Origin of the sequence: Arthrobacter sp. Bi26 (assembly GCF_918697925.1) — a bacterium.
In the GTDB taxonomy this organism is placed as follows: domain Bacteria; phylum Actinomycetota; class Actinomycetes; order Actinomycetales; family Micrococcaceae; genus Arthrobacter.
Genome location: NZ_CAKKMF010000025.1, coordinates 49,329 through 58,894 on the forward strand (window position 1 = coordinate 49,329; position 9,566 = coordinate 58,894).

A 9,566-nucleotide genomic window follows, 5' to 3' on the forward strand; every position below is an offset into this window, starting at 1 on the left:
CGGGCCTGGGGCCGGTCAGTTGCCGCCGAGGGCGATCAGCGGATCGACGCGCGCAACGCTGCGGACCGCGAGGGCTGCCCCGGCCAGGCCCAGGAGCACGATCCCGGCGATGGGCAGCAGCGTTGTCCAGGGCGTGATGAGGAACGGCGCCGCCTGGGACGCGAGGACCCCGCCGGCCACGCCGGCCAGCCCGCCTGCCGCGGCGCCGGCCAGCAGGACCACGGCTGCCTGCGCCATGGCGTCCCGGAGGATGTAGCGGGCGGACCCGCCGAGTGCCTTCAGAACGGCGATGTCCCGGGTGCGTTGGACCGTCCAGACCGTCAGGAAGGCGACAATCACGAGGGCCGAGATGCCATAGAGGAATGCCTGCATGAGCAGCAGCGAGCCGTTCTCGCTCTTGTAGGAGCCGAGGGCCTGGAAAGATCCGTCGACGGTGGTGCTGACGGTTCCCGCGGCTGCATTGGCGGCATCGGTATCCACCCCGGGTCCGGCCGTGGAGTCAAAGGTCACGGCCAGCACCGTCGCGGCGCCCGCGTCCGGCAGGTGTGCCAGCTTCTGCCAATCGGCCAACGTGGTCCACACGACTCCGGTGTGTGAATACCACTGCTCCGGAACCACGGCCGTCACAACGAGGCCGGTGCCGCCCACCGAGACGCGGCTGCCGGTGCTGAGCTCCAGGTCCTTCGCCAGTCCCGCTCCGACAGCGATGGTTCCCTCTGTCAGCGGGGCGGGGGCCAGTGGCGTGCCGGTCTCGGTGCCGAAGACCGCAACGCTTGCCGTGCGTGCCGGGACGCCTCCGTCGCCGAGGGCCTGGAAGCGGCTCTGGCTGATCCCTAAGGCATCGGCCCGGGCGACGCCGTCGCGTGCCGACCACTGCGACTGTTGGGCGCGCGAGACTTCGGATTCCGTGAACGAGGCCTTGGGCGTGCTCCCTGCCGGGGCGCCGAAGACCAGTTGGTCGGCCGGGAGGGCAGCAAGGGCCGACGTCGACTGGTTGCCGAGTCCGGCCGTCAGCCCGGAAAGCATGACGAGCAGGAGGGTGATGAGCGCGACGACCGCGCCCATCAGGGCGAACCGGCCCTTGGCAAAGCGGATATCGCGGATGGCGAGATACATGGTTGTCCTTTTTCGTGACGTTTGTGGCGTTGCTTCCAGCCTTCCCTCCGCCAGTCCCAGGGGCATCGGCCGCCCGGTTGGATCGCGGGCACCGCAAGGACTGCCCTGCGATCAACCAAAAGGTTGATTCCGCCGGTGGCGGGCCGATTTCCGCAGTTGCCCCTGCCCCGCCGGCACTACGCTGGAAGCATGGAGGGCAACGCCGGCAACACGGTCCACGAGGGCATTGGACACGAGGGCACACGACACGCCGGCACACCCCACGGGGCCACGGGGCACGCGGGCACGGAGCCCACCGGGGCGGCCGTCATTCTGCGCGTCCTTCGCGTGAGCCTTCACGTCGGCTTCGCGGTACTTCTCCTGGTGGCGCTGGTCCGGCTCGTGGCCGGCGGAATCACGGGTCAGGGCTGGGTCACCCTGCTGCTGGCCCTGCTGCTCGCCGCCTTCTACCTCGCTGGCACCGTTCTGGAGAAAAGGCATGCAGCCCACAGGACCCGGTTCGATCCGCGGCCCTACTCGGCCTGGTGGCTGGGCGGCGTCAGCGTCCTGTGGCTGCTGCTGATCTGGACCAGCGCCGACTTCGTCTGGCTGGCCTTCCCGCTGTTCTTCCTGGAGTTGCACGTGCTCCGGCGCCGGCTGGCGCTGCCCGCGATCGCACTCAGCACCCTTTTTGTCATTGGGGCGCTCTGGTTCCACAACGGCGGTATCGCACCGCCGGAGCTGCCCATGGTGCTCGGGCCCGCGTTCGGCGCAGCCTTCGCTGTGGTCACAGGGCTGGCCTACCGGGCGCTGTTCCTGGAGGCGGAAAACCAGCGGCTGGCGGCCGAAGAGCTCCGCCGCACCCGTGCCGAACTCGCCCGAACCCAGCACAATGCCGGCACCCTGGCCGAGCGCACCCGGCTGGCCCGCGAAATCCATGACACCCTCGCCCAGGGCCTGTCCAGCATTGTGCTGATGGGGCGCGCGGCCGAGAAAGCCCTGGACGACGGCGAACCCGCCGTGGCACGGGAAAGGCTCCGCATCGTCCGGGACACGGCCGCCGCGAATCTTGCAGAGGCCCGCAACTTCGTCCGGGCGCTCCAGTCCCCCGACCTCGAGGACGGCTCCCTCGTGGCCGGCCTCCTCCGGCTGTGTGAAAAGACCGAAGCGGAGACCGCCGCGCGCGGTACCGGGCTGCGCTGCCGCCTCGACGTCGAAGGCGTGCCCGTGGAACTCCCCGCGGCCCACCAGACCGCCCTGCTCCGGGCCGCACAGGCGAGCCTGGCCAACGTCCGGATTCACGCGCAGGCGAGCACCGCCGTCGTCACCCTTTCCTTCTTGGGCCCGGAAGTGGCCATGGACATCTACGACGACGGCACCGGGTTCGACCCCGCCGCCTTGCCGGCCCGTCCGGACGGTTCCGGTTATGGGCTGACGTCGCTGCGGGAACGTGTGGCCGCCCTCCACGGCCAGCTGGACATCGAGTCTGCCCCGGGTGAGGGGACCGTGGTGGCCATCCGGCTGCCACTGGGCGACGAGCCCGGCACCGCGCCCGGTTCCAATGCCGTGCCGGCGCAAGCCAGCGGGGACCGGCAATGAACAACATCCGGGTGTTCCTGGTGGACGACCACCCGGTGGTCCGGGCCGGGCTGCGGGCGATGCTGGGTGATCTGCAGGGCATCACAGTGGTGGCCGAGGCGGCCGACGGCGGCGCCGCCCTGGCCGGACTGGCCAAGCTCCATACCCTGGGCGAGCCTGCGGACGTGGTGCTCATGGACCTGCAGATGGGCGCGGGAATGGACGGCGTCACCGCGACCGGCCGGATCAAAGCGGGAGAGGCCGGGCAGCCGGCGCCTCCGGTGCTCATCCTCACCACCTTTGACTCCGACGCCGACATCCTCGCTGCCGTCGAGGCCGGCGCCAGCGGCTACATGCTCAAGGATGCCCCGCCGGAGCAGATCCGCCAGGCGGTGCTCTCCGCCGCGGCCGGCGGTACGGCGCTGGCACCCGAGGTCGCGGCCAGGCTGATGGGCCGGATCAGGAACCCGGAGCCGGCCCTGTCCGTCCGCGAGATCCAGTTGCTCGAACTGCTGGCCACCGGGATGGGAAACCGGGCGATCGCCAAGCAGCTGTTCATTTCCGAGGCCACGGTCAAGACCCATCTGGTGCATATCTACGGCAAGCTCGGCGTGGACAACCGCACTGCCGCGATCGCCGTTGCCGCACAGCGCAGGATCATCCGGCGGCCCTAGGCGTTCCGGGCACGGGAAGTCCGTGCCTGTGTCACGTGCCGCCGCTTTGTGACACGGGGGTTGTCAGTGGTCCGGGGCATAATGTCGCAATGGGGAACTCATCAAAACTTGCACTGGCCCTTGTGGGTCTGGTTCTTGGCGCCTCGCTGGTCGCCTGCGGAGACGGCCGGGACGGCGCGGAAGGCGCCGCCCAGCAGCTCGCCAGCGCGGTGTCCGCGCTCGACGTCGGATCCGTCGCCTTCGAGGGGAAGGAGTCGGGCGCCGCCAACGACCAGCTCAAGGAAATTTTCCAGGGACTGGACCCGGACAAACCAGCCGTGCAGGCCGGCCAGCTGACCTTCGAGTCGGACACGGCCACGTTTCCGCTGAACTACACCTGGAAAGTCGGCGCGGAGGAATGGAAATACACCGTTTCCGCACAGCTGAAGAAATCCGGGGACAAGTGGCTCACGGTGTGGAAGCCGGCCATGCTGGTTCCCGACCTCGCTGACGGGGAGATCATCACCCGGGCCACCCAGACGCCGCAGAGGGCCTCCATCCTGGGCGCCGGCGGGGCCCCGCTGGTCACGTACCGGCCCGTTGTCAACGTTGGCATCGACAAGCCAGCGCTCGGCGGCGCGGACCCCTCCGACTCCGCCACCAAGCTTGCCCAACTGGTCGGCGTGGACCCGGCAGCCTACGCCCAGCAGGTCGCGGCGGCCGGTCCGGACGCCTTCGTCCCGGCCATCACCTTCCGCGAGGACGGTTCCCGGACCATCACCGACGAGCAGATCTCCGCCATCCCCGGCGGCCGCGCCGTCCCGGACAGCCTGCCGCTGGCACCCACCCGCACGTTTGCGCGGGCACTTCTGGGTACAGTCTCCGAGGCGAACGCGGAGCAAATCGAGAAGTCCGGCGGCGCGCTCAAGCCCGGGGACACCACCGGCGCCGGGGGCCTGCAGCAGCAGTACGACGCGCAGCTGCGCGGAACCGACGGGATCGTGATCCGGGCACAGAAAGCCGGACTCACCACCGCGGAAATCCAGGCGGCGTCTCCCGACCCGAGGCGGGTGCTGTTCGAGACCGGCATCAAACCCGGAACCCCGCTGAAAACCACCCTGGACCCGAAGCTGCAGCAACTCGCGGAAGACGTGCTCGGCAAGGTCGGCCCTGCGTCGGCCATCGTGGCGCTCCGGCCCTCCAGCGGCGCCGTCCTGGCCGCCGCGTCCGGGCCGGGCAGCAACGGCTACGACACCGCAATGCTGGGACAGTATGCCCCCGGATCGATCTTCAAGATGGTCGATTCCCTGGCCATGTTCCGCAACGGGATGACCCCCGATTCCAAGGTGGACTGCCCGGCGACCCTCACGGTGGACGGCCGCACCTTCAAGAACGCCGAGGGATACCCCGAGTCCTCCCTGGGCTCCGTGACGCTGCGCGACGCCTTTGCGCACTCCTGCAACACCGCCTTCATCAACGCCCGCGACACCGTCAGCCAGGCGCAACTCGAATCTGCCGCGACCTCGCTGGGCGTGGCAGTCGAAGCGCCCGCGCTCGGCGCCGCAGCGTTCCTCGGCTCCGTCCCCGGGGAAGCCGCAGGAACCGAACACGCCGCCTCCATGATCGGCCAAGGCAAAGTGCTCCTGTCCCCGCTGGCCGCCGCCATCATGGCCGGCTCGGTAGCCAAGGGAGCCCCGGTGGCCGCCCAGCTGGTCTTGAATCCGAATGAGGGCGTCACTTCACCGGGCGCCGAGAGCACGCCCACTGCCGGCACCGGAACAGGCACGGCGCCTGCCGCCCCGCCCTCCGGTGACGCGTCGGCGTCGGCGTCGGCCGCGGCACCGGCTACGGCGGCCGAAACGCCGGTAACGGCAGCGGAAGCCGCGGCGTTGGCTGACATGATGCGTGCCGTCGTGACCAGCGGGCATGCCGGGTTCCTGGCCGCCGTCCCGGGCGAGCCCGTCGGCGCGAAGACCGGAACGGCTGAGTTCGGCAACGACACCCCGCCCAAGACCCACGCCTGGATCGTGGCGGCGCACGGTGACCTCGCCGTCGCCGTCTTCGTGGAGGACGGCGGCCTTGGAGCCACCACGTCCGGACCGCTGCTCAAGGAGTTCCTCACCCGGGCCAGCTGAGACGCCGGACCGGAAAAGTCCGAGTCGCCGGAGATTCTGCGCCGAAATGGCGGATGCTCCCCCGCGTTGTTATGCGGGGGAGCATCCGTCGTTCGGGTGTCAATAGTGCGGGAGCGCCTCAGGCGGCGAAGCCGTCCGCAATGTCCAACACGGCGTCCAGTACGGCCAAGCCCTTTTGGGTGTCTTCCACGCTGGTGTTGCACGGCGGGACAACATGGATTCGGTTGAAGTTCGCGAACGGGAGCAGCCCGCGGGACTTGCAGGCCGCCACCAGCTGGTTCATTTCCGGGCTTGAGCCGCCGTACGGGGCCATGGGCTCGCGGGTCTTCCGGTCCTTGACGAGTTCGATCGCCCAGAAGACGCCCTTGCCGCGGACTTCACCAACGGAGCGGTGGCGCTCGGTGAATCCACGGAGGGCCGGTCCGATCACCGTCTCGCCGAGGGCTGCCGCGTGCTGGACGATCTGTTCGTTCTCCATCGCGTTGATGGTCGCCACGGCGGCAGCCGCCGCGAGCGGGTGGCCCGAATAGGTCAGGCCGCCGGGGTAGACACGCTTGCCGAACGTGGCTGCGATCTCCGGGCTGATTGCCACCCCGCCCATCGGAACATAGCCGGAATTCACGCCCTTGGCGAAGGTCAGCAGGTCCGGAACGACGTCGAAGTGCTCGACGGCGAACCAGGTTCCGGTGCGGCCGAAGCCGGACATGACTTCGTCGGCGATGAAGATGATGCCGTGCCGGGTGCAGAGCTCGCGGACGCCCTGCAAGTATCCCGGGGGCGGCACGTAGATCCCGGCCGTGCCCGGGATGCTTTCCAGGATGAGGGCGGCGATGGTGGAGGGGCCTTCGAAGCTGATCAGCTGTTCCAGGTGTTCGAGGGCGCGCTGGCTTTCCTCCTCCTCGGTGGTGGAGTGGAAGGCGGTGCGGTACAGGTACGGCGGGAAGAAGTGGACGGTGCCGGTGCTGGCGGTGTCGCTGGGCCAGCGCCGGGGGTCGCCGGTGACGTTGATGGCCAGCTGGGTGCCGCCGTGGTACGAACGGTAGGCGGAGAGCACCTTGTGGCGGCCCGTGTGCAGACGGGCCATGCGGATGGCGTGCTCGTTGGCGTCCGCCCCGCCGTTGGTGAAGAAGATCTTGTCCAGTCCGCCGGGCGTGCGCCCGGCAATCAGGCGTGCAGCTTCGGAGCGCGCGTCGTTGACGTAACTCGGGGCAATCGTGCACAGCTTGGTGGCCTGTGCTGCGATGGCGGATACGACGGCGGGGTGCTGGTGGCCGATATTGGTGTTGACCAGCTGCGAGGAGAAGTCCAGGTACTTGTTGCCGTCGCCGTCCCAGACGTGGGAGCCCTCGGCCGCGGAGATGACCATGGGGTCGATGAGGTCCTGGGCGGACCAGGAGTGGAAGACGTGCTTGCGGTCCAGTTCGTAGGCGCGGCGGGCGCCCTCGGCGGCCTCCTGCTGCGGGAGGGTTTCGTTTTCAAGGGTCGAGGTCATGACAGCTGCCTTTCGGATACGGGTGGCTTAGGCGTTCTGCGGGAAGCCGAGGTTGATGCCGCCGTGGCTTGGATCCAGCCAGCGGGAGGTGACGGCCTTGCCGCGGGTGAAGAAACCGACGCCCTCGGTGCCGTGGGCGTGGGTATCCCCGAACAGCGAGTTCTTCCAGCCGCCGAAGGAGTAGTAGGCCATGGGGACCGGAACGGGGACGTTGATGCCCACCATGCCCACCTCCACTTCGTTCTCGAAGCGCCGCGCCGCGCCGCCGTCGTTGGTGAAGATGGCGGTGCCGTTGCCGTATGGGTTGCCGTTGATCATCTCGAGCGCCTCGTCGTAGCTGTCAACGCGGAGCACGGACAGGACCGGTCCAAAGATCTCGTCCTGATAGATGGACATGTCCGGAGTCACCTTGTCGAAAAGCGTGGGTCCGACGAAGAAGCCGTCACCTTCCGCGTCGGCGGCGATGTTGCGGCCGTCGACGACGAGTTGGGCACCGGCAGCTTCGCCGGCATCAATGTAGCCGGCAACCTTGTCCCGGTGCTGGGCCGTCACCAGCGGGCCCATGTCGCAGCCGCGCAGCCCGTCGCCGGTGCGCAGGGAAGCCGCACGCTGGGCAATCTTGTCCACCAGTTCATCGGCGATTTCGCCCACCGCGAGCAGGGCAGAGATGGCCATGCAACGTTCGCCCGCCGATCCGAATCCGGCATTGATGGCGGCGTCGGCGGCCAGGTCCAGATCGGCGTCGGGCAGCACGATCATGTGGTTCTTGGCTCCGCCAAGGGCCTGGACGCGCTTTCCGTTGGCCGTCGCGGTCTGATAGACGTACTTGGCGATCGGGGTGGAGCCGACGAAGGAGACGGCTTTGATGTCCGGGTGGTTGAGCAAGGCGTCGACGGCCACCTTGTCGCCGTGCAGGACGTTGAACACGCCGTCCGGCAGGCCGGCTTCTTTCCAGAGTTCGGCCATCCAGTTCACCGCCGTGGGGTCCTTTTCGCTGGGCTTGACGACGACCGTGTTGCCGGCGGCGATGGCAAGCGGGAAGAACCACATCGGCACCATGGCCGGGAAGTTGAACGGGCTGATGACTGCGACCGGACCCAGGGCCTGGCGGATGGAGTGGACGTCCACGTTGGTGGACGCGTTCTCGGTGTAGCTGCCTTTGAGCAGATGGGGGATGCCGCAGGCGAACTCGACGACTTCCTGGCCCCGGGTGACTTCCCCGAGGGCATCGTCCAGGACTTTTCCGTGCTCGGAGGTGATGATGGCGGCGAGTTCGCCTTTGCGGGAGTTGAGCAGTTCGCGAAAGGCGAAGAGGATCTGGGTGCGGCGGGCAATCGAGGTGTCGCGCCATGCGGGGAATGCGGCCTTGGCCGCGGCAATGGCGGCGTGGCTCTCGTCCCGGCTCGCGAGCGAAACCTGGCCGGTGACCTTGCCCGTGGCCGGGTTGGTCACCGGGGCCGTGCGCGCGCCGGCGGGAACGTAGCTGCCGTTGATCCAGTGCTCGATGATGTTCAAGGTTTCTCCTCATGCGGTATTCGGGGTGCGTTGAGTCCAGTGTCCCTACCGGGAGACGGCACCATAAGTGCCAGTGTGTAAGGAGAATCACAGCTTGGTTTACACTGTGTAAATGTTGCCCACCGTCGGCTCGATCCTTGACCTTCCCGTTCTCCGCGAGGCCGCGCCGCTCCTGCTCGGCGGCGCCGGGGCCCTCGACAACCCCGTGCGCTGGGTCCACGTGAGCGAATTGCTCGACATTTCCGGGCTGCTGTCTGGCGGGGAGCTGGTGCTTACCACCGGACTGGAGCTGGAAAAGGAACCCGGGCTTACGGCGTCGTTCATCAGGTCCCTGGAGCAGGCGGCGGCGTCCGGCCTGATTGTTGAACTCGTCGGCGACAGGAAGCCCAGTTTGGATGCGCTGCGCGCGGCCGCGCTGGCCACGGCCATGCCCGTGATCGTGGTGGAGCGCCGCGTGCGGTTCGTGCAGGTCACCGAAATCGTGCACCGGATCATCGTCGCCGAACAGCTGGAGCGGGTGGAACGCGCCCGCGACGTCCACGAGGCCTTCACGGTGCTGAGCCTGGAAAGCGCAGGGACTGGGCAGGTGGTGGACCAGGCAGCCGCCATGATCGGCGCCCCGGTGGTCCTGGAGGACCTCTCGCACCTCGTCCTCGCGTACTCGGCCGGGCAGCTGCGGACCATCGAACTGCTGGAGGACTGGGAGCGGCGGTCCAGGACCACGCCGGCGCCGCCCGGGACGGGCCGCACCGGGCCCGAGGCCTGGCTGCAGACGCCGGTTGGCGTGCGCGGGAACGTCTGGGGGCGGCTGGTGGTGCCGGTCCCCCTCGACGACGACGACGCGGCGGCCATGGTGCTGGAACGCGCGGCCCAGACCCTGGCGATCAACCGGCTCGCCGAACGGGACCGGCGGGAGCTGAGCCACCAGGCGCAGGCGGGGCTTCTCAACGCCCTCCGTCAGCCCCGCGGGCTGGGCGAGGACGAGGCGCAGGCCCGCGCCGCGGCGCTGGGACTCAGGCGGTCGCCGCACTACCTGCCAATTGTGTTCCGGAGCGGCGGAGCAGCCTATGGTCCCTCAGCAGGGGCAGGGGCAGGGGC

At 68.8% G+C, this 9,566-nt stretch carries 7 protein-coding genes; 4 read left to right on the forward strand and 3 right to left on the reverse strand.

Annotation, left to right across the window (positions count from 1 at the left end; all coding sequences use genetic code 11):
- Positions 1-15: 15 nt before the first annotated feature.
- Positions 16-1,116 carry an ABC transporter permease gene (locus LQV16_RS08950; RefSeq protein WP_229993534.1) on the reverse strand — a complete coding sequence of 367 codons (1,101 nt, stop codon included), beginning with the start codon at positions 1,114-1,116 and terminating at the stop codon, positions 16-18.
- 189 nt (positions 1,117-1,305) lie between these two features.
- Here LQV16_RS08950 and LQV16_RS08955 point away from each other — a divergent pair, with 189 nt between their 5' ends.
- From LQV16_RS08955 to LQV16_RS08965, 3 genes are all read left to right on the forward strand, one after another.
- Positions 1,306-2,694: a sensor histidine kinase gene (locus tag LQV16_RS08955; protein ID WP_229993535.1), complete on the forward strand. Its 1,389-nt coding sequence runs from the start codon at positions 1,306-1,308 to the stop codon at positions 2,692-2,694.
- Positions 2,691-3,347, forward strand: a complete 657-nt coding sequence (locus LQV16_RS08960; protein ID WP_229993536.1) for a response regulator transcription factor — start codon at positions 2,691-2,693, stop codon at positions 3,345-3,347. Before LQV16_RS08955 ends, LQV16_RS08960 begins: the two co-directional genes overlap by 4 nt.
- An 89-nt stretch (positions 3,348-3,436) precedes the next feature.
- The gene (locus tag LQV16_RS08965; RefSeq protein ID WP_229993537.1) at positions 3,437-5,461 is read left to right on the forward strand and encodes a penicillin-binding transpeptidase domain-containing protein; all 2,025 of its coding nucleotides are present in this window, start codon (positions 3,437-3,439) and stop codon (positions 5,459-5,461) included.
- Between the two features lie 118 nt (positions 5,462-5,579).
- Here the strand turns inward: LQV16_RS08965 and LQV16_RS08970 are convergent, their stop codons facing one another.
- Both LQV16_RS08970 and LQV16_RS08975 read right to left on the reverse strand, forming a co-directional pair.
- Complete coding sequence (locus LQV16_RS08970) at positions 5,580-6,953, reverse strand: aspartate aminotransferase family protein (RefSeq protein WP_229993538.1); 1,374 nt, start codon at positions 6,951-6,953, stop codon at positions 5,580-5,582.
- A 27-nt stretch (positions 6,954-6,980) separates the two neighbouring features.
- A complete protein-coding gene (locus tag LQV16_RS08975; RefSeq protein WP_229993539.1) occupies positions 6,981-8,468 on the reverse strand; it encodes a CoA-acylating methylmalonate-semialdehyde dehydrogenase in 1,488 nt (495 codons plus the stop codon).
- Between the two features lie 112 nt (positions 8,469-8,580).
- Between LQV16_RS08975 and LQV16_RS08980 the strand changes: the two genes are divergently transcribed.
- Positions 8,581-9,566 (forward strand): PucR family transcriptional regulator ligand-binding domain-containing protein (locus LQV16_RS08980; protein WP_229993540.1); only part of this gene is annotated, 986 nt, incomplete at its 3' end.

Bases quoted from the DNA above. Each gene is read 5' to 3' on its own strand.
- LQV16_RS08950 (WP_229993534.1), bottom strand. From the start codon at position 1,116: ATGTATCTCGCCATCCGCGATATCCGCTTTGCCAAGGGCCGGTTCGCC.
- LQV16_RS08955 (WP_229993535.1), top strand. From the start codon at position 1,306: ATGGAGGGCAACGCCGGCAACACGGTCCACGAGGGCATTGGACACGAG.
- LQV16_RS08960 (WP_229993536.1), top strand. From the start codon at position 2,691: ATGAACAACATCCGGGTGTTCCTGGTGGACGACCACCCGGTGGTCCGG.
- LQV16_RS08965 (WP_229993537.1), top strand. From the start codon at position 3,437: ATGGGGAACTCATCAAAACTTGCACTGGCCCTTGTGGGTCTGGTTCTT.
- LQV16_RS08970 (WP_229993538.1), bottom strand. From the start codon at position 6,953: ATGACCTCGACCCTTGAAAACGAAACCCTCCCGCAGCAGGAGGCCGCC.